At 63.7% G+C, this 26,963-nt stretch carries 26 protein-coding genes and 2 tRNA genes; 19 read left to right on the forward strand and 9 right to left on the reverse strand.

Annotated elements, in window-relative coordinates; genetic code table 11:
- Positions 1 to 362: 362 nt before the first annotated feature.
- Positions 363 to 794 (reverse strand): DUF488 domain-containing protein, encoded by a 432-nt coding sequence (locus G4D77_RS05770; RefSeq protein WP_023835768.1) that lies wholly within the window; start codon positions 792 to 794, stop codon positions 363 to 365.
- A gap of 484 nt (positions 795 to 1,278) precedes the next feature.
- On the opposite strand from G4D77_RS05770, the gene G4D77_RS05775 reads away from it, so the two are divergent.
- The 3 genes from G4D77_RS05775 to G4D77_RS05785 all read left to right on the forward strand — a co-directional run bounded on the left by G4D77_RS05775 (position 1,279) and on the right by G4D77_RS05785 (position 5,276).
- A complete protein-coding gene (locus G4D77_RS05775) occupies positions 1,279 to 2,220 on the forward strand; it encodes a LysR family transcriptional regulator (RefSeq protein WP_028698648.1) in 942 nt (313 codons plus the stop codon).
- A 514-nt stretch (positions 2,221 to 2,734) separates the two neighbouring features.
- Positions 2,735 to 3,901 carry a glutathione-independent formaldehyde dehydrogenase gene (locus tag G4D77_RS05780; RefSeq protein WP_020924942.1) on the forward strand — a complete coding sequence of 389 codons (1,167 nt, stop codon included), beginning with the start codon at positions 2,735 to 2,737 and terminating at the stop codon, positions 3,899 to 3,901.
- A 484-nt stretch (positions 3,902 to 4,385) separates the two neighbouring features.
- On the forward strand, positions 4,386 to 5,276 hold the full coding sequence (locus G4D77_RS05785; protein WP_023103878.1) for a LysR family transcriptional regulator: 891 nt from the start codon (positions 4,386 to 4,388) through the stop codon (positions 5,274 to 5,276).
- A 22-nt stretch (positions 5,277 to 5,298) separates the two neighbouring features.
- Here the strand turns inward: G4D77_RS05785 and G4D77_RS05790 are convergent, their stop codons facing one another.
- The gene (locus tag G4D77_RS05790) at positions 5,299 to 5,592 is read right to left on the reverse strand and encodes a helix-turn-helix domain-containing protein (RefSeq protein ID WP_009459591.1); all 294 of its coding nucleotides are present in this window, start codon (positions 5,590 to 5,592) and stop codon (positions 5,299 to 5,301) included.
- Here G4D77_RS05790 and G4D77_RS05795 point away from each other — a divergent pair.
- Together G4D77_RS05795 and G4D77_RS05800 are read left to right on the forward strand one after the other, a co-directional pair.
- Positions 5,550 to 6,365 (forward strand): substrate-binding domain-containing protein, encoded by an 816-nt coding sequence (locus G4D77_RS05795; protein WP_017514781.1) that lies wholly within the window; start codon positions 5,550 to 5,552, stop codon positions 6,363 to 6,365. The genes G4D77_RS05790 and G4D77_RS05795 overlap by 43 nt on opposite strands.
- Positions 6,366 to 6,483: 118 nt before the next feature.
- Positions 6,484 to 7,452 carry a Dyp-type peroxidase gene (locus G4D77_RS05800; RefSeq protein ID WP_020924940.1) on the forward strand — a complete coding sequence of 323 codons (969 nt, stop codon included), beginning with the start codon at positions 6,484 to 6,486 and terminating at the stop codon, positions 7,450 to 7,452.
- 37 nt (positions 7,453 to 7,489) lie between these two features.
- Here the strand turns inward: G4D77_RS05800 and G4D77_RS05805 are convergent, their stop codons facing one another.
- The 7 genes from G4D77_RS05805 to tig all read right to left on the reverse strand — a co-directional run bounded on the left by G4D77_RS05805 (position 7,490) and on the right by tig (position 15,941).
- On the reverse strand, positions 7,490 to 9,433 hold the full coding sequence (locus G4D77_RS05805; RefSeq protein ID WP_023103875.1) for a tyrosine-type recombinase/integrase: 1,944 nt from the start codon (positions 9,431 to 9,433) through the stop codon (positions 7,490 to 7,492).
- A gap of 226 nt (positions 9,434 to 9,659) precedes the next feature.
- Positions 9,660 to 9,735: transfer RNA gene (locus G4D77_RS05810), tRNA-Gly, on the reverse strand.
- A gap of 67 nt (positions 9,736 to 9,802) precedes the next feature.
- A tRNA-Gly gene (locus G4D77_RS05815) sits at positions 9,803 to 9,878 on the reverse strand.
- Positions 9,879 to 9,981: 103 nt separating this feature from the next.
- On the reverse strand, positions 9,982 to 12,396 hold the full coding sequence (lon, locus tag G4D77_RS05820) for an endopeptidase La (protein ID WP_012204531.1): 2,415 nt from the start codon (positions 12,394 to 12,396) through the stop codon (positions 9,982 to 9,984).
- Between the two features lie 120 nt (positions 12,397 to 12,516).
- On the reverse strand, positions 12,517 to 13,779 hold the full coding sequence (gene clpX, locus G4D77_RS05825; RefSeq protein WP_012204530.1) for an ATP-dependent Clp protease ATP-binding subunit ClpX: 1,263 nt from the start codon (positions 13,777 to 13,779) through the stop codon (positions 12,517 to 12,519).
- Positions 13,780 to 13,886: 107 nt separating this feature from the next.
- The gene (clpP, locus tag G4D77_RS05830; protein ID WP_016445088.1) at positions 13,887 to 14,495 is read right to left on the reverse strand and encodes an ATP-dependent Clp endopeptidase proteolytic subunit ClpP; all 609 of its coding nucleotides are present in this window, start codon (positions 14,493 to 14,495) and stop codon (positions 13,887 to 13,889) included.
- A 135-nt stretch (positions 14,496 to 14,630) separates the two neighbouring features.
- Entirely contained in the window at positions 14,631 to 15,941 is a 1,311-nt protein-coding gene (tig, locus tag G4D77_RS05835) for a trigger factor (RefSeq protein ID WP_016445087.1), read from the reverse strand.
- 568 nt (positions 15,942 to 16,509) lie between these two features.
- On the opposite strand from tig, the gene G4D77_RS05840 reads away from it, so the two are divergent.
- The 14 genes from G4D77_RS05840 to G4D77_RS05905 all read left to right on the forward strand — a co-directional run bounded on the left by G4D77_RS05840 (position 16,510) and on the right by G4D77_RS05905 (position 26,946).
- Entirely contained in the window at positions 16,510 to 16,728 is a 219-nt protein-coding gene (locus G4D77_RS05840; RefSeq protein WP_016445086.1) for a hypothetical protein, read from the forward strand.
- 384 nt (positions 16,729 to 17,112) lie between these two features.
- Entirely contained in the window at positions 17,113 to 17,316 is a 204-nt protein-coding gene (locus G4D77_RS05845; protein WP_213757914.1) for a tail protein X, read from the forward strand.
- 1 nt (position 17,317) lies between these two features.
- Positions 17,318 to 17,584, forward strand: a complete 267-nt coding sequence (locus tag G4D77_RS05850; protein ID WP_016445084.1) for a hypothetical protein — start codon at positions 17,318 to 17,320, stop codon at positions 17,582 to 17,584.
- Positions 17,581 to 18,162, forward strand: a complete 582-nt coding sequence (locus G4D77_RS05855; RefSeq protein WP_213757915.1) for a glycoside hydrolase family protein — start codon at positions 17,581 to 17,583, stop codon at positions 18,160 to 18,162. The genes G4D77_RS05850 and G4D77_RS05855 overlap by 4 nt, the downstream gene beginning before the upstream one ends.
- A complete protein-coding gene (locus G4D77_RS05860) occupies positions 18,162 to 18,740 on the forward strand; it encodes a DUF2514 family protein (RefSeq protein WP_213757916.1) in 579 nt (192 codons plus the stop codon). Before G4D77_RS05855 ends, G4D77_RS05860 begins: the two co-directional genes overlap by 1 nt.
- Positions 18,724 to 19,233 (forward strand): phage tail protein, encoded by a 510-nt coding sequence (locus G4D77_RS05865; RefSeq protein WP_213757917.1) that lies wholly within the window; start codon positions 18,724 to 18,726, stop codon positions 19,231 to 19,233. Before G4D77_RS05860 ends, G4D77_RS05865 begins: the two co-directional genes overlap by 17 nt.
- An 86-nt stretch (positions 19,234 to 19,319) precedes the next feature.
- A complete protein-coding gene (locus tag G4D77_RS05870) occupies positions 19,320 to 19,925 on the forward strand; it encodes a phage baseplate assembly protein V (protein ID WP_213757918.1) in 606 nt (201 codons plus the stop codon).
- Positions 19,922 to 20,272, forward strand: a complete 351-nt coding sequence (locus tag G4D77_RS05875) for a GPW/gp25 family protein (RefSeq protein ID WP_016445079.1) — start codon at positions 19,922 to 19,924, stop codon at positions 20,270 to 20,272. The genes G4D77_RS05870 and G4D77_RS05875 overlap by 4 nt, the downstream gene beginning before the upstream one ends.
- 8 nt (positions 20,273 to 20,280) lie before the next feature.
- Complete coding sequence (locus tag G4D77_RS05880) at positions 20,281 to 21,126, forward strand: baseplate assembly protein (RefSeq protein ID WP_250134260.1); 846 nt, start codon at positions 20,281 to 20,283, stop codon at positions 21,124 to 21,126.
- Positions 21,123 to 22,103 carry a phage tail protein gene (locus G4D77_RS05885; RefSeq protein ID WP_012204517.1) on the forward strand — a complete coding sequence of 327 codons (981 nt, stop codon included), beginning with the start codon at positions 21,123 to 21,125 and terminating at the stop codon, positions 22,101 to 22,103. Before G4D77_RS05880 ends, G4D77_RS05885 begins: the two co-directional genes overlap by 4 nt.
- Positions 22,104 to 22,105: 2 nt before the next feature.
- Positions 22,106 to 22,591, forward strand: a complete 486-nt coding sequence (locus G4D77_RS05890; protein ID WP_012204516.1) for a BW3TFN family phage tail fiber component — start codon at positions 22,106 to 22,108, stop codon at positions 22,589 to 22,591.
- A gap of 10 nt (positions 22,592 to 22,601) precedes the next feature.
- A complete protein-coding gene (locus G4D77_RS05895) occupies positions 22,602 to 25,718 on the forward strand; it encodes a DUF4815 domain-containing protein (RefSeq protein ID WP_213757919.1) in 3,117 nt (1,038 codons plus the stop codon).
- Positions 25,715 to 26,254, forward strand: coding sequence for a hypothetical protein (locus G4D77_RS05900; protein WP_047327083.1), 540 nt, complete (start codon positions 25,715 to 25,717; stop codon positions 26,252 to 26,254). The genes G4D77_RS05895 and G4D77_RS05900 overlap by 4 nt, the downstream gene beginning before the upstream one ends.
- Positions 26,251 to 26,946, forward strand: coding sequence for a hypothetical protein (locus G4D77_RS05905; RefSeq protein ID WP_213757920.1), 696 nt, complete (start codon positions 26,251 to 26,253; stop codon positions 26,944 to 26,946). Before G4D77_RS05900 ends, G4D77_RS05905 begins: the two co-directional genes overlap by 4 nt.
- Positions 26,947 to 26,963: the final 17 nt, after the last annotated feature.

Raw genomic sequence — 26,963 nt, forward strand, 5'->3', positions numbered from 1 at the left:
ATTGAGCTACTTCAATTTGTCCTGATGTATCGGCTATTCCAGAAGACCTATAGCAGTACCAAACTGGGGTGTAAATGACGGCGATCCTGCCGCGCCCCACCTGGGCGTAGGCGTCGCCAACATGATAGCCCAACACATGGGCGGGCTTCCCAGTGCATATCCGCCGATCGCCACGACGTCAGCCAGCGGCCCGTCTGCCAATGCACCTGGAGCCACTCGCCTCGTTGAGCGCTGACATCGAGCCGTGGCGGGCGAGGTTGCTCTGTACGCCCAATGTGTGGCGCCGGCTCCCGCCGATACGCGCCTTTGTCTCTCTCAGCCCTCCAGACGAGGCGTTGGAAACGTGGAGCTACGTCGCCCCTCTAAAGATGCACGATCTCAACATTCGGCCATTTGCCTGCAAGGTACTCGGCCACTAGCCTCCGATGGCAGTGATGGGGCTTGTCTTCGCTGCAAAGCAGGCAACTGTTATCAATCTTTTCTTTATCGATTGACTCAATCTTTCGGGACGACATTAAATCCAGAAATTTACTGGCGTAGATATCCCAATCTCCCCCTTTTATTTTATATTCCTCGAACATGTCTTTGGTTGGAGCAAGTGCTGGTAGATGTTCATATTCCATCCCACACAACGCCTCGGAAAAATATCGAAGATCCTCGCGTTTAGCGAATCCGGCCAATTGCGAAACATTATTCAGGCGAACATCGACAAGGCGCTTGGCACCAGAAGCACTTAACTTGGTGAAGAAGGACCGCGCGGAGGTCTTAGTGAATCCAATGGTGAATATCTTCATCTGCCTTATTCCCCTCATTCCTTCATCCATAAATGGCTGTTATTGAGCTACCGCCAGGCATGCCCGTCAATCGCAGCTAAGGAAACGCTGGGGGCATGGTGTACTAGCTGCGCCACAACGGCCATGGCAGGCTCCATTCTCTCGCCGCTTCAACGGCCACGACCCGAACAGCTCAAGAGCTTAGCACCGCCTTTTGCGGTTGCGTGCCTCACCACTCACGCTTACTCCCTTCCAGAACGCGCCAACTGCTAAGCTACATGAGGACGACTCGCCCACAGCGCAAAGCACCTGTGTTCGCGCTATTGGCTGTCCCGTGCGTTGTGGTGCTGACCGTCGATGACGAGTCGAACCTACTGTATGGGCACTGCGCGCGGCAGCCTTTCATGCGTGCCAGCTACGTGCCCAAGGTTGGACGCGGATCGAAGCGTGCGCAGGGTTTTTCGTGAAAGTATAAAATCTAATCAACTTTATCAGAAGAAAATATATGATCGTAAGAAACTTTGAATACTTGCTTGCTTTGCACCGTGAAGGCCATTTTGGCAACGCGGCCAAAAGCTGCAATGTTTCTCAGCCGACACTCTCCGCGGGCATTAAGCAATTGGAGGAAGACATGGGTGTCGAGATCGTGCGTCATGGCCGACGCTATGACGGCCTCACTTCTGAAGGGATGCGCGTACTGTCTTGGGCTCAGCAGATGTATGACGACTGCAAAGGGCTGGAGCGAGAACTCTCCGCACTACGGCGAGGTATAGAGGGGCAATTCCGGCTAGGGATACTCCCAGGAACTGCCGGTGTAGCGCCCACATTAAGCATCGCCCTTGCTGAAAAAACACCCTTACTTCAACAATCAGTTCTGGTTTCCGGCGCTTCTTCCCTGCTACAGGCGATTCGAGAAAACAATTTGGATATCGCACTCATGCATTTGGAGGATATCCCAGGGGAAGACTTCGATACTCACCTTCTGTACCGTGAACGCATTTTCCTTTTTCACGCCGCGAGAACACAGCAACCCCGAAGCACAACGTGGGACCATGTTCTCAATAGACAACTCTGCGTGCTGAACTCGGCAGTACCTGAACCCATTCAAGATAGGCTGATGCAATGTACCGCGCAGACTATTCGCACTGATTCAATTGACGTGCTATCGGCACACGTGGCGACAGGAAAATATTCGGCAGTTCTTCCGCAATCTCTCGCCGGCCAACTCGCGCACATTCCAAATCTCCACGCAATCGCAATCAATGGACCAATGTCGCACTCAAATGTCGGATTCGTTGCTGGGAAAAATGCGTTCGAGGCACCGTCATCGCGTGCATTGCTCGAAATGGTGCACACCCCCGAACTCGCCGCCACTCTTCAATCCGTTATATCGATCCATCGTCGGTTCCAGCCCAAAGCAGACTCATCTCAAAGCCCCCTGAAATAGCGAGTCTTGAAGAGCAACTCTGTATTGCTTCAACCAGGCGAAGATTGCAGGCATGCCGTGTGCGCCGCTAACAGGCGCCACGTGCTGAGCAACCCATCGAAGGCCACTAGGTCCAGGGGCAACTCGGGGGACAGGAGTACCTGCTGCATGCGGCCTCCTCATGTCTCGCTGGGTCGAGCTGACTGTTCCTAGATCAAGCTAGGAGGCGCGATGTAGCGATGATCGTTGCCCTCTCCCGGCTAGGAGACGAGCACGGCTCGACGATCCCGCGTAGATAGATCGTGCCTATCTGCACATAGATTATTCCAGTTTGACCACTTCTGAGCTTGATCCGATGCTGTCAAGACCGCAGAAGGAGACGCGGCCAACGGCTAGGCAGTACCACGATCGTTCTTCTTGACAGCGGTAAATTTCGTTTCCCACTTCGATTTAGAAGATGGAAACATTAACGCACAGAGGTGACGAAATGACTCCGACCGGTAACCGAATCGTGACTTTCGAGAAGCCCTTGGAAATGAAGGTCAACACCTTCAAATTTCCAGAGCTGATAACCCCTCAAGGGAAAAGCGCACCCCATGGCGCTATCCTCAAAATAGTTACCACAAATATCTGTGGCAGCGACCTTCACATTTATCGCGGTTCGTTTGCTGTTCCCAAGGGAATGACCATGGGCCATGAAATGACCGGCGAAGTGATCGAAGTGGGATCAGACGTCGAAGTCGTGAAGAAGGGCGACATCGTTTCCGTTCCCTTCAATGTGGGGTGTGGGCGTTGCTACAACTGCAAGCATATGCGCTCCGATGTATGCGAGAACACCAACCCCGAAATCGACTGCGGAGCCTACGGGTTCAACCTCGGTGGCTGGACGGGGGGGCAAGGTGATTATCTCTTCGTACCGTATGCGGATTTCAATCTCCTTCGCTTCCCTGACAAGGATGCCGCCATGGAAAAAATCCGCGACCTGACCCTTCTCTCTGACGTATTACCCACAGCTTTCCATGGGTTCGCTGGCCCAGACTGGCCAGCCGCGCCGGCCTACGTCGTCGGCGAAAACATCCTGATCTTCGGTGCCGGGCCGGTCGGCAGAGCGGGTGCCGCCTGCGCCAGACTTCTGGGTGCAGGCGCCATCATCGTTGCCGATTACATTCAAGAGCGGCTGGACCTTCTCAAGCCACACGGCGTGGAAACCATCAACCTTTCCGACGGCGTGCCGATCGAGGAGCATCTCGAACGCATTACCGGGCACAGGGAGGTGGATCGCGTCATCGACTATGTTGGTGTGGACTGCCGCGGGTTTGGCGCGGAGGCTGACAAGATCGTGGAGAGCGCTGTTACCAACGCAATGCTCAAATATGTCCGCTTCGGCGGAATGACCAGTACGGTCGGTGTGTACTGCGCAAACCCGATCTCGAAAGACCCGAAAGCCAAGAAAGGCCATATGGATCTGGAATGGTCCAACGCCTGGATCAAGTCGCCGCGAATGTCGGCTGGTCAATCTCCGACGGCCAACTACAACCACGCGTTAATGCGGGCGATACTGAACGATCGCATGCCTTACCTTTCGCCGATGATGAACACTAAGTTCATCAAGCTCGAAGACGCGCCCGCCGCGTACAAAGAGTTCGACGCGGGTTCTGCATACAAGTACGTCATCGACCCGCATGGTTCAGTGCGGCATTAAGCATCCGGCGCGGGCTAAGCATCAGGATGTCTCACACTTTCTGGTGAGAGGCATTCTGGTCCCGCCAGTCTCCGGGCAGCAACTGGAGCCGGCGAATATTTTCGCCGGCATTTGCCGTCTGCCCCAGGGTACTTGCCTTGGCTCGGACCAGGAGCAGAGCCTCAGCAACCCGCAGGTGATGATCAACCGCAAGCGTGTTCAAGCGCTTGGTTCGCAATCGGCCAAGGGTCAGACGGGGACGATGCACGGCATCCATTGACGTGCGTGGCTGGAGATAGCCTTCGTCTGATCCTTATCACCCCACGGACTTGATCAGGCTCGCCTAGTGTTGTGCCTGCCTCGGGCCATCGCACGGTCAACCCAGCCCTGGCTCATTCAGCCAGAAGTTTCCAATGATGTGGCCGAACTCGCCGCCGCCAGAATGGCAGTCACTTCTATAGGGAGATAGCACAGTGTTGGATAAGTCGGAACGGGAGGGTGGCCTATGGAGCTGCGCCATCTTCGCTGCTTCGTAGTTCTTGCTGAGGAGCTACATTTCACGCGGGCGGCTGAGCGCCTGCATATCGAACAACCACCGCTATCACGAGCCATCAAGGAACTTGAGGACGAGTTGGGCGTAGTGCTCTTCGACCGAAACCGACGAGGAACAGTTCTAACGGCGGCGGGCGCGGTCTTCTTGCAAGATGTTCGCCGTCTATTCACAGTGCTGGAACAGGCTCGTGAAAATGCCAAGGCTGTGGCATCGGGCTTGCGCGGTAGCCTGCGCATCGCTGTATCAGATGGGGCTATCGATCCACGGCTGTCGGCATTTCTGGCTCGTTGCCGCGCCGAGGAGCCGGAGATCGAAATACGCTTGTCAGAAGTGCCTCTGGCAGAGCAAGTGCGTGGCTTGCGTTCGGGCGACTTCATGATCGGGTTCGCGCACACGGGCGATGTCGGCGACGGTATCGCTGCCGAACCAATCTGGCACGACCCGCTGGTGATTGCGGTGCCAGCTCGTCACTCATTGCTCACCTACAAGGAGGTGCCACTTCAAGAACTTCAAGGCCATCCACTTGTCCTGTGCGACCCGCAGGTATGCGAGGGCTATTGCCGCGAACTCAAGCGGCTGCTCAACACGTTGGAGCACAAGCTGAATGTTGTCGAGGAAGTGTCCTCGCTGGACATGATGCTCACGTTGGTCGGCGCCGGCTACGGCATCGGCTTCATGACGGCGACCAAGATTCCCATCTCCCAACGGCCGGATGTGGTGATCCGCCCCTTGGCGATGGATTCTGCCGTGATCACCACCTACCTGCTTCGGCCGGACGGCGGCAATTTATCGGCTTCGGTGGAGCGATTTATCGTTCGCCTTCGCGACTCTTCGGACGGTTGACGGAGCCTGGCAGGCTAGACACTCAGGGATCAGTGTCGGCACGCAGATTGCGTTCGGTCGCCGTCATCAGGTCAGCCGCGCTTATTCCAAGTGCCGTAGAAATTTTCAGTATGAGCGGAAGCGTGGGCACGTGCTCACCACGCTCGATCTTACCCATGTGAGAACGCGAAATGCTTGCCCGAGATGCGAACTCGTCTTGCGCGACTCCTTGAGCGACGCGCGCAGCGCGCACGGCCTGTCCGAAGGCTAACGCCGACTCGGATTCATACGTCGATGTGCCAGAAGGACGGCCTGGCTGAATTGTTGATTTCTGCATTAGCAGAAGCGTCAAACAATCTGCCACAATTAACCACGTTAAAGATAACGACGTTAAACTTCACTCTTTCCTGCAACGCTGGTTTGCCTTTCTGGACAGATCGCTTATTGGGGGCCCTCATGCATGACGCCACCAGCCAGTTTTCCCATTTCAGGCTTGCTATCGCGCCCGGAGTGCCATCCTCTTGCCTCACAACGCTTCTTGCCCTACAGCGCGCGGAGGAACCAGAAGTCACCATCACGTTCTTTGAGACCTCAGCCGATGATCTGTTGACGGGCCTTGAGGAAGGCCGCTACGACGCTGGAATGACGCTTCGGAACGCTGGTGCTCCGGCTGTGAAAAGCCAACCGCTCTGGGTGGAGAACGTGGCTGTTGCAGTGCCGCTGGGGTCCCCCTTAGTTGCCCAGGCGAAGATCACGCTTGCCGAGCTTCTGGACTATCCGGTGTTTCGCTGGCCGGCGGAGGCTTGCCTACTGCTGGATCAGCGACTGTCCTTTCTTCCGTTGAGCCAGCAGAGCATTCAGCACGTGACTTCGTTCGAGATGATGGCGCTTTGGGTGACCGCTGGCTACGGAGTGGGGCTCTCCGCGCAATCGCGCATTGAGCGTGCCCATGCGTGGGGGATCACTATGCGACCGCTTTCAGACGGCCCCTACGAGATCGTGACATACCTGCAGCGGCCCCACGGACGAGCCAATGTTGTTTCTGAGCGGTTCGAGCACAGGGCAATGCTGGTTGCCAGGGACAGGGCGGCTTGCTCGAATACCCCATAGCCCGCTCTCGCCGAGGCTGCGTGCGGGTAATTGCAGCGGCACGCGCCTGTTAGCGCGCCAGTGATAGCGCTTCCATCTCTGGCAATATGATGAATTAACATGGTCTTTGGAGGCACGAATGGTTGGAAGTGGTTGGGATCGAGTACCAATTGACTCGCAAAGCATCGATGCGCCGCTGTCGCGCGCGGCGGTGTTTCTCACGTTGACGGTCGCCGAGGGCCACGAGGCCCTTCAGGCGGTCGCCGGCGTCTTGGACGGGCTGGACGACCTGATCAAAACGGTGGGCTTCCGCGATCTCAACGGCCGGCTGTCGTGCATCACTGCACTGGGATCGGCGCTATGGGACCGTTTCCAGACCGGGAAGCGCCCGAAGGAACTACGGCCCTTCGTGCCCATCGAGGGTGCCAAGCACACCGCGCCTGCCACGCCCGGCGACCTGTTCTTTCACATCCGTGCCGAACGCGAGGACCTCTGTTTTGAATTCGAGCGCCTGCTGCTGGACCAACTGGGCAGCAGCGTGACGGTGGCCGACGAGGTGGTCGGTTTTCGCTACTTCGACTCCCGCGACCTGCTTGGCTTTGTCGATGGCACGGCCAACCCGACCGGGCACGACATCGGCGCCTCGACGCTGGTCGGCAGTGAAGATCAGGCGTTCGCCGGCGGCAGCTACTTGGTGGTGCAGAAGTATCTGCACCAAATGCAGCCGTGGGCTCGGCTCGCCAAGGACGAGCAAGAGCGGATCATCGGCCGGGAGATCGTCAGCAATGTCGAATTGCCCGACGCGACGAGCGGCCAGAAATCGCACAAGACCCTCGCCACGATCGTGGACGACGACGGCACCGAGCACGACATCCTGCGCGACAACATGCCCTTCGGCCGCCCCGGCCAGGGCGAATATGGCACCTACTTCATCGGCTACTCCAGGCATCTGTGGGTGACGCAGAAGATGCTGGAGCGCATGTTCCTCGGCGATCCGCCAGGCATGCACGACCGCCTGCTCGATTTCTCGACGGCGCACACCGGCGCCGTGTTCTTCGCTCCCGCACCGCGCACGCTGAGCGAACTCGTGGAGGCGGTGCAAGCGTAATGCAGGGGCCGCAAGGCCCCTGCAAGGTTTGAGAGCCCTATGCTCCGTCTAGAACTACTGCGCTATCCACCAGCCGACGAACGCTTTGCCGCACATCCTCGGGGATGGGGTACGGGGCAATGGCCTCGGGCATATCCGCATAGTGCTGGTAGTCGCCCATGATGACCTGGATGATCGCCGGCACGTTGGTCGGCGTGACCGCATCAATGGCCGCGCGGTCCCCCAGGTCAGGGTGCGGCTGGGTCAGCATGCGGTACAGATCCCACGAATCCGCGTGCGGGCACTGGTTCATGAGCACCTGGGCCAGCTTGTGCTTGAGCGGCACCAGTTGCCAATCGGGAACACGCTGCCCCCGATTGCCCAAACTGATGGACAGCAACTTGCCCGCTTTCAGTTCGCGGTTGATCTGGTCCTTGGACTTTCCGGCCAGCTTGCCGAACAGCGGGACCGGCAAGCTGCTTGGAGACTCGTAGATGGTCAGCATTTCCTCGCGCTCGCGCTGGATCGCGGACACTTCCGGCTCTGGGGCATGCGTCGGAGGCGGCGGTACCTGAGACAGCCGCTGGAACGTGATGCCGCCGCTGCTCGGGGTTACGACAATAGGCGTGGCCACGACGGGCGGGACGCCGGGAGGAGTGGGCTCGGCCATCGCGAGGGTCGCATCCACCGCTTCCTCCACTTCTGCCATCGCCGGCGCCCCGTCGATACGGATGGTCAGATGCGCGCTCGCGGCTTCCACTTCGCCCTGTTCGAGCAGGTCGAGCCGATCGGCCCAGTCCTGCATCATCCGACGGCGCGGCTCAACGTACTTGGCGTGGTTGTAGGACGAACTCACCTTGTTGGGGTCGGAATGGGAAAGCTGCGCGTCCACCCAAATCTTCGGGTAGCCAATCTCGTTGAGCGCCGTCGAGATAGTGCCGCGGATGCCGTGGCCGGTCAGGCGCCCCTCATAGCCCATGAGCTGCACGGCCTTGTTGAGGGTGTTCTCGCTGATGCGCTTCTTGAGTTCGCTGCGGTGTGACAGCAAGTACTTCTGCGCCGGCCGCATCACCCCCAGGAGATAGCGCACGATCTCGATGGCCTGCAGGGATAGCGGCACGATATAGGGGGGCACATCCTGCGGCCGCTTCCCTGCCTTGCGCATTTCATCCTGGAGCTGCTTGACGATCTGCGGTGGGATGATCCACAAGCCCCTGTCGAGGTCGAACTGTTCGGGTTCGGCCAATCGCAGTTCGCCGGTGCGCACCCCGGTCAGGAACAGCAGCCGGACGCCAAGCTGGGTCTGCCAGCCACGGGGGTTGTAGAGCCGGAGCTTCTGGAGGAACTCGGGCATCTCGGGCAGGTGCAGGTAGGGATTGTGGGCTACGGGGGGCTTGGGCTCTGCCACCACGTCCAGGTCGGCGGCCGGGTTGACTTCCAACCCCTCGGCAATGACCAGGGCATAGCGGAACAACTGGTTGAACCAGGTGCGGACCTTCTCGGCGGTGGTGAACGCCTTGCGTTTCTCGATCGCCGCCAAGACGCCCAGGAGTTGGGGGCGGCGAATGTCGTAGATCGACATTCTTCCCAGGGTGGGCAACACGTCCTTGTTGAAGATGCGCAGGATCTGCGACAGCGTGCTTTGACGGCCTTCCTTGAGTTCCTTGCGGCGATGCTCGACCCAGGCATCGAAGACGGTCTTGAAGGTGTATTCGCCCGCCAGCTTGGCCGCGTGCCGTTTCTGGTCGCGCTCGACCTGAGGATCGATCCCCCTGGCGAGCAGGGCCTGGGCCTTGTCTCGCTCGATCCGGGCCTCGCGCAGGCTGAGAGCAGGATAGCCGCCCAGGCACAGGCGCTTTTGCTTGCCCAGCCAGTAGTAGCGGAATTGCCATGACTTGCCGCCTGCGGCTGAGACCATCAGGCCCAGGCAGTCGTTGTCGGAGAGGGTGTAGCGTTTTCCGGTGGTCTTCGCCTGCCGGACGGTCAGATCAGAGAGCGCCATTTCGAGACTCCTAAGTAATGACTTAGGCCCTATGCTCGTCATGGTCCCCGCTCAGCCCCAGCAACTATCCGGTAGCCGACCCACCCGTATTCTTGTGCCTTATTTGGTCACTCAAAAACGGTAGCTGTGGGTGGATTTCCGTGGCACTCGCTGGAATGAAAAAAGGAGCCGAAGCTCCTTTTTTCAATGACCTACAGACCCCAGTAGAAGTCTGTGGATCAAAATTTGGAGCGGGAAAACGGGTTCGAACCGTCGACCTCAACCTTGGCAAGGTTGCGCTCTACCAACTGAGCTATTCCCGCTTGAATCATCCATTCTGGCAGCCAACCGCCACCAGAACCAAACACACTCGAAAGCATGTTCAAAATCTGGAGCGGGAAAACGGGTTCGAACCGTCGACCTCAACCTTGGCAAGGTTGCGCTCTACCAACTGAGCTATTCCCGCATTTCTACCGAAGCCTGACATTCTACAACGTCGTTTGCTGCGATGGGATGAATTGTAGCGTAGTTCTTGGAGGGTTCAGGAAAAACGCTACATTTTTTCATCTTCAGTGCTTGACGGCTGGCTCCACAGGCTTGGATTCCGCTGGCGGCGGCGCTGCGGCCTCCTCCTCGGACAAGGGCTCGGGCACACGCTCCAGCGCCACCTTGAGGACCTGGTCGATCCACTTGACGGGGATGATTTCCAGGCCGCTCTTGACGTTGTCGGGGATCTCCTGGAGATCCTTGACGTTCTCTTCCGGGATCAGCACCGTCTTGATGCCGCCACGCAGGGCCGCCAGCAGCTTTTCCTTGAGGCCGCCGATGGCGGTGACCTCACCGCGCAGCGTGATCTCGCCAGTCATGGCGACATCGGCACGCACCGGGATACCGGTCAGCGCAGAGACGAAGGCCGTCGTCATGGCCGCACCCGCGCTGGGGCCGTCCTTGGGCGTGGCGCCATCAGGCACGTGCACGTGGATGTCCTTCTTCTCGAAGGCCTCGTCCTTGATGCCGAGCATGCGCGAGCGGCTGCGCACCACGGTGCGGGCGGCTTCCACGGATTCCTTCATCACGTCGCCCAGCGAGCCGGTGCGCGAGATCACGCCCTTGCCGGGCATGATGGCGGCCTCGATGGTCAGCAGGTCGCCACCGACCTCGGTCCATGCCAGGCCCACGACCTGGCCGACCTGGTTGTTGTGCTCGGCACGGCCGTAGCTGTACTTGCGCACACCCAGGTAGTCGGTGAGGTTGTCGGCATTGACGACGACGGTGGGCTCCAGCTTCTTGAGCTGCAGTCCCTTGACCACCTTGCGGCAGATCTTGGAGAGCTCGCGTTCCAGCGAGCGCACGCCGGCTTCACGCGTGTAGTAGCGCACGATGTCGCGGATGGCGGACTCGTCGACCTGCATTTCGCCGTCCTTCACACCGTTGTTGGTGAGTTGCTTGGGCAGCAGGTAGCGGATGGCGATGTTGACCTTTTCGTCCTCGGTGTAACCCGACAGGCGGATCACTTCCATGCGGTCCAGCAGCGCGGGCGGGATGTTCATGGAGTTGGAGGTCGCCACGAACATCACGTCGCTGAGGTCGAAGTCCACCTCGACGTAGTGATCGCCGAAGGTGTGGTTCTGCTCGGGGTCCAGCACTTCCAGCAGGGCGCTCGACGGGTCGCCACGGAAGTCCATTCCGAGCTTGTCGATTTCGTCCAGCAGGAACAGCGGGTTGCGCGTGCCGACCTTGTCCAGGCTTTGCAGCACCTTGCCCGGCATGGCGCCGATGTAGGTGCGGCGGTGGCCGCGGATTTCCGCCTCGTCACGCATGCCGCCCAGCGCCATGCGCACGTACTTGCGGCCCGTGGCCTTGGCGATGGACTGGCCCAGCGAGGTCTTGCCCACGCCCGGAGGTCCGACCAGGCACAGGATGGGCGCCTTGACCTTGTCCACGCGCTGCTGCACAGCAAGATATTCAAGGATGCGATCCTTGACCTTTTCGAGGCCGAAGTGGTCGGCATTGAGCACGTCCTCGGCATTGGCCAGGTCGTGCTTGATCTTGGTCTTCTTGCTCCAGGGCAGGCCCGTAAGCACGTCAATGTAGTTGCGCACCACGGTGGCTTCGGCCGACATGGGCGACATGAGCTTGAGCTTCTTGAGCTCGGCCTCGGCCTTCTTGCGCGCCTCGGCGGGCATGCGGGCCAGCTTGATCTTCTTCTCGATCTCTTCGATGTCGGCGCCGTCTTCGCCCTCGCCCAGTTCCTTCTGGATGGCCTTGACCTGCTCGTTCAGGTAGAAGTCGCGCTGGTTCTTCTCCATCTGGCGCTTGACGCGGCCGCGGATGCGCTTGTCGACGTTGAGGATGTCGACTTCGCGGTCCAGTTGCTCGAAGAGGTTTTCCAGGCGCTCCTTGATGTCCACCAGGTCGAGCACGGCCTGCTTGTTCTCAAGCTTGAGCGGCAGGTGCGCGGCAATGGTGTCGGCCAGGCGGCCGGCATCGTCGATGCTGGCGATGGAGGTGAGGATCTCGGGCGGGATCTTCTTGTTGAGCTTGACGTACTGGTCGAACTGCTGCGTCACGGCGCGGCGCAGGGCTTCGATCTCGCTGGGCTTGTGGGTTTCGGCCTCGGGCGCCACGGGCACGACGGAGCCCACGAAGTGGGTCTCTTCATCCATGACCTGCTTGACCAGCGCGCGCTGCTGGCCTTCGACCAGCACCTTGACCGTGCCGTCGGGCAGCTTGAGCATCTGCAGGATGGTGGACACGCAGCCGACGTCGAACATGTCGGCCGCCGTGGGTTCGTCCTTGGAGGCGGTCTTCTGGGCCACCAGCATGATGCGGCGGTCGCCCTCCATGGCCAGCTCCAGCGCCTTGATGCTCTTGGCGCGACCCACGAACAGCGGGATCACCATGTGGGGGAACACGACCACATCGCGCAGCGGCAGCAGCGCCAGGTCTAGGGGGGTGGAAGGCAAAGGGGTATGTCCTGACATGGGAATCCTCGGTTTGTCAGCGGAAGATGGTCCGCCCACCGGTGTATTTCAACCCCGCAGCCCGAAAGGATTTCGGGCCACAGGGACTTGCGCTGCCGGACCTTTGCAGGCAGCGGCGCATCAGGCTTTCTTGGCCGCTTCGCGGTAAACCAGCAGCGGTGCTTTTCCGTCTTCGATGGTGGACTCGTCCACCACCACCTTCTCGACATTGTCGGCATTGGGCAGTTCGTACATGGTGCCGATCAGCGATTGCTCCAGGATGGAGCGCAGGCCACGCGCACCCGTCTTGCGCGCCAGCGCCTTGCGGGCGATGGCCTTGAGCGCGGCAGGCCGGATCTCCAGCTCCACGCCTTCCATGGCCAGCAGCTTGCTGTACTGCTTGACCAGGGCGTTCTTGGGCTCGGTCAGGATCTGCACCAGGGCGTCTTCACCCAGTTCGGCCAGGGCCGTGACCACGGGCATGCGGCCGACCAGCTCGGGGATGATGCCGAACTTGATCAGGTCTTCAGGCTCGATCTCCTGGAACACTTCCGAGATGGAGCGCTGCTTCTTGCTCTTGACCGTGGCGCCAAAGCCGATGCCCGACGCCTCGGTACGGTTCTCGATGACCTTCTCCAGGCCCGCGAACGCGCCACCGCAGATGAACAGGATGTTGGTCGTGTCGATCTGCAGGAAGTCCTGGTTCGGATGCTTGCGGCCGCCTTGCGGGGGCACGCTGGCCATGGTGCCTTCGATGAGCTTGAGCAGGGCCTGCTGCACGCCCTCGCCCGACACGTCACGCGTGATGCTGGGGTTGTCGGACTTGCGCGAGATCTTGTCGATCTCGTCGATGTAGACGATGCCGCGCTGCGCACGCTCGACGTCGTACTCGCAGCTTTGCAGCAGCTTCTGGATGATGTTCTCGACGTCCTCGCCCACGTAGCCGGCCTCGGTCAGCGTGGTGGCATCGGCCATGACGAAGGGAACGTTGAGCATGCGCGCCAGCGTCTGCGCCAGCAGCGTCTTGCCGGAGCCCGTGGGACCGATGAGCAGGATGTTGCTCTTGGCCAGCTCAATCTCGTCCTTGCCGGCCTTGTCCTTGTGACGCAGGCGCTTGTAGTGGTTGTATACGGCGACAGCCAGCGTGCGCTTGGGCAGGTCCTGGCCGATCACGTAGTTGTCCAGGTTGGCCTTGATTTCGGCGGGCGTGGGCAGGTCGCCTCGGCCGTCCTTGGCCTCGGTGCTGGGCTGCTCGTCGCGGATGATCTCGTTGCAGAGATCGATGCACTCGTCGCAGATAAAGACTGACGGACCCGCGATCAGCTTCTTGACCTCATGCTGGCTCTTGCCGCAGAAGGTGCAATAAAGGTTTTTTTCGCTGGAGGAGCCTTTTTTCTCGGCCATGGGGTCGGTGCCTTGTTACAGAAATATGGAAAAGGATGATAACCAAATGGAAAGCGGCGTTTTCCGTAGGGGGAAAACGCCGCCCATTCTCATACAGCCTCCGGGCTTCAGGAGCGCTTGTTGATCACCTGATCGACCAGGCCGTAGTCCTTGGCTTCGTCGGCGGACAGGAAGTAGTCGCGCTCGGTGTCGTGCTGGATCTTTTCCAGCGGCTGGCCCGTGCGCTCGGCCAGGATCTTGTTCAGGCGCTCGCGGGTCTTGAGGATCTCGCGGGCGTGGATCTCGATCTCGGTGGCCTGGCCCTGCATGCCGCCCAGCGGCTGGTGGATCATGACCTGGGAATTGGGCAGCGCAAAGCGCTTGCCCTTGGTGCCAGCGGCCAGCAGGAAGGCACCCATGCTGGCTGCAATGCCGGTGCACAGCGTGGACACATCGGGCTTGATGAAGTTCATCGTGTCGAAGATGGCCAGGCCGGCGCTCACGGAGCCGCCGGGGCTGTTGATGTAGAACGAAATGTCCTTGTCGGGGTTTTCGCTTTCAAGGAACAGCAGCTGGGCCACGACGAGGTTGGCCGTCTGGTCATTGACAGGGCCCACCAGGAAGATCACCCGGTCCTTGAGCAGGCGCGAGTAGATGTCGTACGACCGCTCTCCGCGGCCGGACTGTTCGATGACCATTGGGATCATGCCCAAACCCTGAGTTTCCAATGCGCTCATGTTTTCTCCAGTACTAGGGGGCTACTTTAGCCGTATCCGGAAAGAAAATGGGGCTTGTGCGCCAAAGCACAAGCCCCGCAGATGCCAACCCGCCCGCCGATCTCACGAAGCGGCAGGCAGGCGGTGCTCAAACCCTCAGGCCTGGCCCATCAGTTCGTCGAAGGACACGGCCTTGTCGGAGACCTTGGCCTTGCCCAGCACGAACTCGGTCACGTTGTTTTCGATGACAACGGCTTCGACTTCAGCCAGGCGTTGGCGGTCGCCGAAGTACCAGCGTGCCACGTCTTCGGGCTTTTCGTAGCTGGCGGCCAGCTCTTCCACGTGGGCCTTGATCTGCTCGGGCGTGGCGTGCAGCTCGTTGGCGCGCACCAGCTCGGCCACCACCAGACCCAGGCGCACGCGGCGCTCGGCTTGGGGCAGGAACACGTCTTCAGGGATCTCGGCCTTGTCGGCGTCCTTGATGCCGCGCTGCTGCAGCTCGGCGCGGGCGCCTTCCAGCAGACGGGCGACTTCAGCCTGCACCGAGGCCTTGGGCAGTTCCAGCTCGGCCTTGGACACCAGCGCGTCCATCACAGCCTGCTTGTTGCGGCCCTGGACGCGGAACTTGACTTCACGCTCCAGGTTCTTCTTGATGTCGGCGCGCAGGCCTTCGACCGTGCCTTCAGCCACGCCCAGGGCCTTGGCAAAAGCCTCGTCCACTTCGGGCAGGTTGGCGGCCTCGATCTTCTTGACCGTCACCAGGAAGTCGGCGGTCTTGCCGGCCACGTCCTTGCCGTGGTAGTCAGCGGGGAAAGCCAGGGGGAAGGTCTTGGACTCGCCGGCCTTCATGCCGCGCACTGCGTCTTCGAATTCCTTGAGCATCTGGCCTTCGCCGACCAGGAACTGGAAGTCTTCAGCCTTGCCGCCGGAGAAGGTCTCGCCGTCGATCTTGCCTTCGAAGTCCACGGTCACGCGGTCGCCGTCCACGGCCACATCGGCCTGGGCGCGCTGCGCGAAGGTGCGGCGCTGCTTGCGCAGGATGTCCACGGTCTTGTCGATGGCGGCGTCGTCCACTTCGGCCGTCAGCTTCTCGACTTCGGCCGAGGTCAGGTCACCGATCTTGACTTCAGGCATCACTTCGAAGATGGCTTCGAACTGGGCCTCGCCCTCGGGAGCGCCTTCCTTTTCGGAGATGCGGGGCTGGCCGGCCACGCGCAGCTTGGCTTCGTTGACGGCCTGTGCAAAAGCCTCGCCGACCTTGTCGTTGAGCACTTCGTACTGCACCGAATAGCCATAACGCTGGGCCACCACGCTCATCGGCACCTTGCCGGGACGGAAGCCGTCCATCTTCACGGTGCGCGCCACTTGCTTGAGGCGGTTCTCGACTTCGCTCTGGATGGAGTTCAGGGGCAGGCTCAGCGTGATCTTGCGCTCGAGCTTTTCAAGGGTTTCAACAGTAACGGCCATGTTTGTTCCTATGAGGGATTGGACCGTGCCGGCTGCTGTACAGCCCGCACCGTATTGCGCAAAAGTCACGGTGCGACGCGAGCCAAGCCAGTCGGCCGCGCGGCACCTCAGATTTCAAGGGCTTACATCACATGCGCCTGGCCGCTGGGGACCGCACATGGTTCGCTCAACCCGTGATGTAAGCGAAGCCGGACATTATAAACGAGGCGGTTTTAACCTCCGGACGCACCCACTTGCGGGGAATCCCCCAATCCGTTTGCAAACGGGCCGTCCCTACAGGAAGCGGACTTGGGCAGTGTTCGCCGCAGTTGAGCGGCGTTGGTGCGTGGTGCGCGGGGGGCGGGTCGTCAACCATTCAAAAACAATCACTTACCTCCACAGCACGGGATTCGCGCGGGCCGTTCAAAAGCCTCGAGGTGCACTCTGCACACCCCAGGTCGACATGTACACGACCTGATCAAAACCCCGCTTGCCGTCCTCAATCAGCAGATGAAACAGGGTCACTTCAAATTGAAACATCTGCCCATTCGACCTATACTGTATGTGCATACAGTAGAAAGAAGACGTGATGCAGCACCAGATTGAGACGGTCAGGGACGATGTGGAAAGCGCCAGCGAGCAAGTGGCCGCCATCTGCGAGCTGCTGGCTGCAGCCCGGGGCACGGCCGTGCACGCCTCGGCCATTACCGCATTGCTGCTGCCGGTGTCACGCAAGCTCAGCGCGGCGGCGGGCGACCTGTCCGACCATCTGCATCGCAGCCAGGCAATTGGCAGCAAGCGCAGCTAGCCCAGCCCACCTTCGCCTCGACAAGGCCCCGCCCTGCGGGGCCTTGTCGTTCCTGCACCGGATACGCCGATGGTGTGCCCGGTTTGCGCACAGGCTTCGGCGATTGCCCGGCTGGCGCCCCTGGGCAAACATGGCATTCATACCCGGCCCGCGCGCCGGACCCGGCATACCGCCTGCCCGGTGCCCCCGCGATCCGGTGGCCTGAGGCGTTCCCGGCATCCGCAGCCACACGCATGGCAGGTGCACCAGGAACAGGTCCGCGCGGGCCGGCCCACGAGGAGCTTCAGTGAGTCTTGCCATTCCCTTTCCCGCGCCGGATCAGGCGATACCGCCACCGGCCCGTGCCGCTGCTCCCGCCGACCCTGCATACAGGGAGCGCGACTGATGCAGGCCATCGCCCGTGAATACGAAACGCTGGACGAGCTGTGCATGCGCCAGTTGGGCGCCACGCGCGGCGTGGTGGAAGCCACGCTGGAGCGCAACCCGGGCCTGTCGGCCCACGGGCCCCACGTGCCCGCCGGCCTGGCCGTCGAGCTGACCGAACCCACCCAGGCGCCCAGCCTGCCCTTGATCAGTTTCTGGGATTGACATGGACCGAGAAACCATCGTCAAGACCGCCGCCCTGGAAGGCGCCAAGGCCGCGCCTCCCGTCACCGTCGTGGCCGCTAACGTGGCCAATGGCTGGACCATGACCCATACCGCCACCGCGCTGACCATCGTCTACGTGCTGCTGCAGGCCGTGTATCTGCTGTGGCGCTGGCGCAATGAGCGCGAGGATCGGCGCGCGCGCCAGGCCGAGGACGCCGCGCGCAGGAAGGCGTCTTCGACCGCCACAGACACCGGAGCGGCGCCATGAGCACAGCGCGCATGCCAGCGGCAGGAATGGGCATTGGCGCGGCCATCGTTGCTGCCTGGATTGCCGCAGAAGGCTTCAGTGCGGCGCCCATCATTCCCGTGCAAGGCGATGTGCCCACCATCGGCCACGGCGCCACGCGCTACGAGGACGGCACACGCGTGACCCTGGCCGACCCGCCCATCACCCGCGAACGGGCGCGCGAGCTGGCCATCAACCTGCTGGAGCAGCAGTACGGCGCCTGCGTGCGTGATTCGCTTGGCGACACGCGGGTGCACCCGGCCGAGTTCGCCCAGGCGGTGGACTTCGCAGGCCAGTACGGCTGCGGGGCCTGGCGCGGCTCCTCGATGCTGGCCAGGACACGGGCTGGCGACTACGCCGGCGCCTGCCAGTCCTACCTGGCCTGGCGATTGATGACCAGCACTCAGCCTTTGCAGGGCTTCAGCGCCTATCGATGGGATGGCGCAGGCCGGCCCACGCGCTGGCGCTTTGACTGCTCGGCACCCGGCAACAAGGTATGCCGCGGCGTTTGGACACGCCAGCAGGCGCGCCACGCGGCCTGCATGAAGGCCCAGCCTTGATGGACCGCCTGCAAACCCATGCCTGGCAGTTGCTGGCCCTGCTGCTGGCGGCGCTGCTGGTCTGGCAGTCGCTGGCGCGGCTGGGTGCCGAGCGCGATGCGGCGCAGGCGCGCACGGATCTGGCGACCGACCGCCAGGCCGCTGCCACCGCCGCCCTGCACGCATCCGAACGCTATCGACAACGGGAAGGAGCCTACCGTGAACGCCTCGACTTTCTTGCACGCGACTCGGACCTGGCCCTGGCCCGCGCTGCGGCGGATGCCGATGCTGCCCGCGCTGCTGCTGGCCGGCTGCGCGGCGACCTCGCCGACTACCTCACCGCCCACCGTGCCGCCGCCCAGGCTCGCGCCGCTGCCGGACAGTGCGCGCCAGACACCGCAGCCCTCGATCTGCTTGCCGAGCTGCAGCGCCGCGCTGACGAGCGAGCGGGAGCGCTGGCGCGCATTGCTGACGACGCCCGCCACCGAGGAAGCGCCTGCGAGCGCGCCTACGACGCCGGGCTCGCCCTGACCAGCGCCCTGACCAGCGCCCTGACCAGCACCATGACCCAGGACCCACGCCATGCTCAAGCCCACTAGCCTGCGCGACGCGCTCGTCGCTGCCCTGCCCCAGCTGCAACTGTCGCCGGGGAACATCCGTTTCACCATCCAGAGGGGCCGTGTGGTCAACACGGGCACGCCGTCCCTTTCCTGGGAATACCGCTACACGCTGAGCCTGGTGATTGCGGACTTCACCGGCAGCATCGATGCCGTGACCGTGCCGCTGCTGGTCTGGGCGCGGCGCCACCAGCCGGACCTGTTCGACCATGCCGAAAGGCGCGAGCAGGCGATCCGCTTCGACATTGCGCCTCCTTCCACGGACCCTGCAGCCGCCTCGCAGCCGCAGCAGCTCGCCATCGAGATCGACCTGGTGGAGGCCGTGCTGGCGCGCCCGCGCGAGGGCAGCCCCGGCGCCTTCGACCTGATCTACAAGCCCGAGCCGCCGGGCCAGCTCGACATTGCGCAGCGCCAGTTGTGGGAGCTGTTCCTGTTCGGCGAGAAGGTGGCCGAGTGGAATTACGACCCGCGCTGAGGCGTGGCCGGGCTGCATGCCGGGCCGCATGTGGCAGCGTGCGCCACGCCCGGCACACGGCGACACGCAAGGGCCCGGCCGGCACCATGAACGCCATGGATTCGCCCGTCGCACAAACCGAGAGCCCGTACGAGATCATCCGCCGCCTGGAGGGGCTGATCCGCACGGGCACCATCGCCGCAGTCCGCCATGCGCGCCCTGCGCGCTGCCGCGTCAAGACCGGCAACCTGACCACCAACTGGATTCCCTGGCTGGCCCTGCGCGCCGCGGGCGAGAACGCCAGCGTCTGGTGGCCACCGGCCGTGGGCGAGCAATGCCTGCTGCTGTCGCCCGGCGGCGACCTGCTGGGCGCCGTGGCGCTGACCGGCATCTACAGCAGTGCCGCAGCCCAGCCCAGCGACCGCGAAGGGGTGTGCCACACGCAGTGGAGCCCCACCGATTTCATGGAGCACGACAGCACCACGGGCCGTCTCAACATCAACGTGGCCCATGGCATCACGCTGCGCGTGGGCAACTCGGTGATCAGCATCGACGAGCAAGGCATCAGCCTGCAGGCAGGTGGCGGTTCGGCCACCGTCAATGCGCAGGGCCTGGCCGGCGCGCCAGATGTGACCACCGGCCCCATCAGCCTGCTGCGCCATCGCCATGGTGGCGTCAGGGCGGGCGACGCCATCACGCAGGGGCCGCTATGAACCGCCATACAGGCCGCCGCATCGAGGGCATGGAGCATCTGCGCCAGAGCGTGGCCGACATCCTGTCCACGCCCATCGGCTCGCGCGTGATGCGCCGCGACTATGGATCGCTGGTCCCGGCGCTGCTGGACCAGCCCGACAACAACGCCACCCAAGCGCGCCTGCGCGCCGCCGTGGCCAGCGCGCTGATGCGCTGGGAGCCCCGCATCCGCCTGACACGCATCGTGATCGAGCGCGATCCGGCCGCACCCGGGCGCGCCGACCTGACGCTGATCGGCACCTTCAACAACACGCGCCGCCCGGCACCGCTGAGCCTGCAGATGCCCATCGCCCGCACCCTTTCATGAAGCAAGACATGACCCCTGCACTGGACGCCCTGCCGCCGCCCGGCGTCGTCGAGACGCTGGATTTCGAGCGCATCCTCGACGCCCACCGCGCCGATCTGCTGGCGCGCCACCCGGAGGCCGCCGAAGTCCTGGCGCTGGAGAGCGAGCCGCTCAACAAGCTGCTGGAGGCGCACGCCTATCGCGAACTGCTGTACCGGGCGCGCGTCAACGATGCCGCGCGTGCGCACCTGATTGCGTTCGCCCAGGGCTCGGACCTGGACCACAAGGGCGCCTTCTATGACGTGGCCCGACTGCCCGGCGAAAGCGACGAACGCTACCGCCAGCGCATCCTGCTGCGCGTGCGCGCGCTGGCCGGCAGCGGAACGGCAGAGCACTACGAGCACCTGGCCATGACGGCCAGCGCCAATGTGCACAGCGCCATCGCCACGCAACCCCAGCCCGGCCGCGTGAGCGTGCAGCTGTGGCTGGTCGAGCCCGCACAGGCCGAAGAGACCCTGGCCATCGTGCTGTCGGCCCTCAATGCGCCAGGCGCACGGCCGCTGGGCGTACCCGTGTCGGTATCGCTGGCGCGCCCGCACCCCATCGACATCACGGCGCACCTGCTGCGCGAGCCCGGTGCGCCCGTGGACATCGTGGCGCGCCTGCAGGCCGGCCTGGCCGCACAGATCGCGGCCTACGCGCTGCTGGGACGCGATGTGCCGCGCTCGTGGATCACCACGCGCCTGCATGTGGACGGCATTGCCCGCGTCACCTACCCCGATGCACTGGCCCCGGCCGAGCTCACGCCGCTGGCCGCCGACGAATACCCGGTGCTGGGCCGCGTCCAGCTGGTGGACGAGGGCCTGCAGGCATGAGCACCGCCGCCATCGTCCCGACGGCGCCCCGCCGCCATGTGCTGCCGCCCAACGCCACGGCGCTGGAGAAGGCCGTGGACCAGGTCGTCCCGAATTGGGATGGCCTGGCCGGCGCCTTTCCCGCGCCGGCCCAGGGCGAGCCTGCGGCCTTTCTGCCCTGGCTGGCGGCCGAATGGGGCATTGCCCAGTTCGACCGCTACTTCGACGACGTGCCCGCCCTCATCGCCAACGGCCTGCCCTGGCTGCGCGAGCGCGGCACGGCCGCGTCCATGCAGCGTGCGCTGGGCTGGCTGGGATATGACGGCGCGCAGCTCGACGAGGACGGTGCCTGGCTGCACCTGGACCTGGGCCGCATCATCGGCGACGCAGAGCTGGCCAGCGTGGCCCATGTGGTGCGCGCCAGCCTGCCGGCGCACGTGCGCTTTTACCGCGTCTTCCACGGCCACGACCTGCGCCCGCTGCGGCTGGACCACGGCCCGGGCCTGGACGCAGGCATGCTGGACAACGACAGCGGCACCTGGATCGATGTGTCGCCGTATGGCGAACCCGTCAAGCTCAGCCAGGGCCTGCCCCGTCGCACCGGCACCGAGGCACCGCCTTCGGACGGCGTGCTCACGGCCCAGCTGTTCCGCGTCACCACCATCGCCACCTATGCCGACCGCATGCTGCTCGATGCCTGGACGCTGGACAGCGAGATCCTGATCGACGCCAGCCTGGGCATCACCGAAGTCAACGCCACCACCACGGGCGAACCCGCCTACTACGCGCCGCTGCGGCCCATTCCCGCGCAGGCCATGGCCACCCACAGCGCCTGGACGGCGCCCGCTCCGCTGGCCCTGGCCAGCCTGCATCCCTGGGCCAGCACCGAGCGCCCGCACGACAACACCCGTACCTGGACCGGACGCTGGGACAGCACGCCCTGGCGCCGATCCTTCGAAACCCGCACCACCACCACCGAAGAACCCGAGGAACCCTGAACATGGCAGTTCTGCAGCAAGCGGGCCGCATCGCCCTCGCCAAGGCCGTCGCCGCCCAGACCATCCACATCGCCTGGGGCCGCGGCCTGCCCGCCTGGGACGCCGCGCCCGAGCCCGAACCCATCACCGCCAACGCCCTGGTCGACGAAATCGGCCGCCGCCTGGTCACCGAGGTGCGCTTTGCGCGGCCCGACGACAACGGCGAGATCGAGCTGCCCAGCGGCGCGCGCTACAGCGTCAGCGACACACCCACCACCTTCGTCTACCTGCGCGCGGCCTTCGGCTTCGACGACGCCAAGGGCGAGGACGTGCGCGAGATGGGCGTGTTCTTCGGCACCCAGGTCGCCACGGACGTGCCGCCCGGCCAGCGCTGGGTGCTGGCCAGCCAGCTGACCGGCAAGGGCGAGCTGTACACGCTGGAGCGCCGCCCCCGGATCCTGCGCAGCGGCAGCGTGCGCCAGGTCGAAGAAATCATCCTCCCCTTCTGAACGGCACCCCATGAGCCAGACCAAGATCTACGACCGCTTCGACGCCGGCAAGCGCTACGACAGGCTGCAGTTCGCGGCCGACCGCGTGCTGCAATCGGCCGAACTCAACGAGCTGCAGAGCATGCAGCAGCACCGCCTGCGCGGCATCACCGATGTGCTGTTCAAGGAGGGCGATATCGTCCGCGGCTGCCAGTGCATCACCTCCGCCGACACGGGTGCCACCACCATCGAGGCCGGCGCGCTCTACGTGGCCGGCGCCGTGCGCGGCATCACGCCGGGCACGCTGACCGTGGCCACCGTGGGCACGGTCTACGTGGGCGCCTACCTGCAGACCGATACCGTCACCGAGCTGCAGGACCCCGAACTGCTCAACCCCGCCGCCGGCACGCGCGGCTATGGCGAGCCCGGTGCGCTGCGCGAGCGCGTCACCCTGGTCTGGGGTGCGCAGGGCGACGGCACGGCCGGCACGTTCTATCCCGTGTGGACCATCATCGACGGCTCCGTCATGCCCAAGGAGCCGCCGCCCAACATCGACGCCGTCACCCAGGCCCTGGCCCGCTATGACCGCGACAGCGCGGGCGGCACCTACGTCGTGCGCGGCCTGGACGTGATCATGGGCGAGGACCTGGCCACCGGCCAGCAGGTCTACACCGTGCGCGAGGGCGCCGCCCGCGTCAACGGCCATCCGCTGGAACTGGGTGCCAGCCGCCGCCTGGTCTACGAGGCCAAGCCCGACCTGTTCTTCGTGGACAGCGAGCCCCACACCTCGGCCGGCACGGCCGCCCAGCGCATCCGCTTCGACCGCCAGCCCGCTGTCGGCACACCCCAGGTGCGCGTGCAGGCCCGCAAGACCGTCACGCTCACGCATGGCGGCTTCACGGGCGCGGCCGACCCGCTGCCCGACAACGCCGTGCTGGCCGTGGACAGCGTGGTCCAGGCCGGCACCACCTACGTGCAGGGCACTGACTGGAAGCTGGTGGGCGGCCAGATCGACTGGAGCCCCTCGGGCGCCGAGCCCGTGCCCGGCAGCACCTACCAGGTCACCTACCAGTACATGCTCAACGCCACGCCCACGGCCGTGGACTCCACGGGCTTCACCGTGGAAGGCGCGCTCAAGGACACCCTGGTACTGGTCAGCTACCACTACGCGCTGCGCCGCTACGACCGCCTGGTGCTCAACAGCGAAGGCCAGCTGCAATGGGTGCCCGGCGTGCCCGCCGCCTGGTCGCCCAAGGTCCCGGCCGCACCCAGCGGCACCCTGGCCCTGGCCTCGGTCTACCAAAGCTGGGACAGCAACCGCCGCGTGGACCAGGACGCCGTGCGCGTCGTGCCCATGCAGACCCTCAAGGCCTACCAGGACCACATCCAGACCATCTACGCCGACCTGGCCGAGCTGCGGCTGTCGGTGGACGTTTCGGGGCGGCACAGCGGGGTCAAGAAGGGGTTGTTTGCGGATCCGATGCTGGACAACGGCCTGCGCGATGCGGGGCGCAGCCAGAGCGCCCATATCCTGGGCGGACAGCTGCAGCTGCCCATGAACGCCAAGCTGCACCAGATCGGCACCGACATCACCGCTCCACAGACCACGCCCTACCAGCCTGTGGTCGTGCTCGACCAGTTGGGCCGAACCGGCTCCATGCTGGTCAATCCCTATGGCGCCTTCGATGTGCTGCCCAGCGCAGCCACCCTGACGCCGGCCGTGGACTACTGGACCGATGTGCAGACCCAATGGGCCAACCCCATCATCCTGCGCCTGACGCCCAGCCAGGCGCGTCCTTCGGAAACCGAAAAGCTGCTGTCCGAATCCACCAAGGCACTGGAGAAGCTGCGCCAGATCGATGTGCAGTTCTGGCTGGATTTTCCGGTGGGCGAAACCCTCACCGAGCTGATCTTCGACGGCATTCCCGTCACGCCCCAGCCCCTGACGGGCGGCACGCTCGTGGCCACGGCGCAGGGACTCAAAGGCACGTTCAGGATCCCGGCGGGCGTGCCCTCGGGCACCAAGAGCGTGCACTTCACGGGACGCGCCGGCAGCCATGCCGAAGCCGTCTTCACGGGCCAGGGCCAGTTGCTCGAGCGCAGCGTGGCCAAGATCACGGTCCAGCTCTACGACCCGCTGGCGCAGACCTTCACCCTGGGCACCACGCGCGAGATCTGCGGCACGCGCCTGTGGTTCGCCGCGGCGGGCGACAAGGATGTGCAGGTGCAACTGCGTGAAGTCACCAGCGGCGTGCCTTCGCGCAGCATCCTGGCCGAATGCGTGCTCAAGCCGGCCCAGATCAACGCCGACATCGCCGCAGCCAAACCCACGCAGGCGCAATGGGCGCCGGTGCTGCTGGAGTCGGGCGTGGAATACGCCATCGTCGTGCTGACCAACGACGCCACCACCGCCCTGGCCGTGGCCGAGCTGGGCGGCTGGGACGCGGCGCGCGCGCAGTGGGTCACCAGCCAGCCCTACAGCGTGGGCGTGCTGCTGTCCAGCAGCAATGCCAGCACCTGGACGCCCCACCAGACACGCGACATGACCTTCGAACTGCTGGCGGCCGAACACACGGCCACCACGCGCACCATCGAGCTGGGCAGCATCGCCGTGCAGGACGCCACCGACCTCATGGTCCAGGCCGGCGCCATGCTGCCCGCAGCCGACGCACAACTGGTCTTCGCCATGCAGCTGGAAGACGGCAGCACGCTGGAGGCCGCGCCCGGCCAGGCCGTGCAGCTGGCCAGCCGCTACAGCGGCAACGTGGCCGTGCGCGCCAAGCTTTCGGGCAACACCAACCACGCAGCCCACCTGCTGCCGGGCATGCAGTTGGTAGCCGGCAGCCTGCAGGCCACGGGCGACTACATCAGCCCCGCCATCAACGCCGGCACCAACGTCACGCTCAACGTCGTGGCCGAGGCTGTGCTGCCCGCTGGCAGCGCCCTGGCCGTGCAGATGCAGGCCGAAGGCAGCAGCGCCTGGACCAACGTGCCCTACCTGAGCACCAGCCCCCAGACCGCAGGCGTGCTGGAACTGAGCTACCGCCTCACCGGCATCAGCGCCGAGCGCCTGCGTGTCCGCCTTGTCCTCACGGGCAGCCACGGCGCCCGTCCCCAGGTCACCAACCTGCGAGCCATCGTGATATGACATTGCACGACGACAAGACAGCGCAGGGCTGGCCCCTGCCCCACCCCGACAACCGCCTGGAAGACGACGTGCTGCGCCTGCGCCAGGCCGTGCAGGACGTGGACCAGGCGCTGACCGCAGCGCGCCAGCTCATCGACACCAAGGCCAGTTCCCAGGGCGTGCAGGACGCCATGGACGTGGTGGCTCACCGCATAGAGCAACTGGAGACCGCCGTCCAGTCGCTGAGCACCGGCAAGGTGGCCAGCGTCAACGGCGTGGCCGGCGTCAACGTCAAGCTCAACCCAGAGCACCTTGCGCTGGGCCCGGCCAACGGCGCCACCAGCGAAAGCTTCGGCTACGACGCCCAGGGCCGCATCAGCAGCATCACGCGCAGCGTCAACGGCTTCAGCGCCACCACCGCCGTCAGCTACGACGGCGCCGGCCGCGTCTCCCAGCAGCAGACCAGCTACCGCGGGCGCGTGCGTACGGAAACCTATGCCTACGACGCCGCCACGGGGCGGGTATCGGGGGTCAATGCCACGGAGGTACAGGGATGAGTTTCGATCCCATCACGAATGCAGGCGTCAAGGCGCTGCAGGGTCAGGTCAACACGGTGCAGGCGCAGACGACTGCGCTGACCACCAAGCTGGCGCAGATCGAGAGCGCGCTGGCCAATCTGGGAACGGCGCAGGCTGCGTCGCGCAAGCCGTTGAGAGTGACGGAGTACACGTCAGGTTCGGGGATGCATGTCTTTCTACCGGAGAGCTCCTACCAGTACATCCTGCTGATAGGTGCTGGCGGCGGCGGCGGCAACGGCTACCGCAGCTACTCCAACGGATACACCTACTGGGGCTCGGGGGGCGCAGCCGGCGATGAACTCTACCGTCGAGTTATCTTCAAAGGTGGCATTGCCTATCAGGTCGGGATCGGCGGTGTAAACAACGGTGGCCAAACCCAGTTCGGAAATCTGTGGGTTGCAGGAGGCGTCAGGGGCAATAACGGACGCACGGATGGGGATGCATCTCCCACCACTGTGTCTTCCCGCCAAGGCTATGGCATCACACCCGGCAATACGGGCACGTTGACCAGCGGGGGAGACTCCCTGCTCGGGAAAGGTGGTGCCAACGGCACTCCAGTGGCAGGCAACGCTTCTGGCTACGGTGCGGGTGGCGGCGGAACTTACGGCCATATCAATCCCACAACTCCTTCACCAGGTATGGGGGGTTATATCCGCATCGAAGAGTACTGAACCGCAGAGGCCGAACG

Source organism: Delftia sp. WY8, from assembly GCF_018437695.1.
Classification (GTDB): Bacteria; Pseudomonadota; Gammaproteobacteria; order Burkholderiales; family Burkholderiaceae_C; genus Comamonas; species Comamonas tsuruhatensis.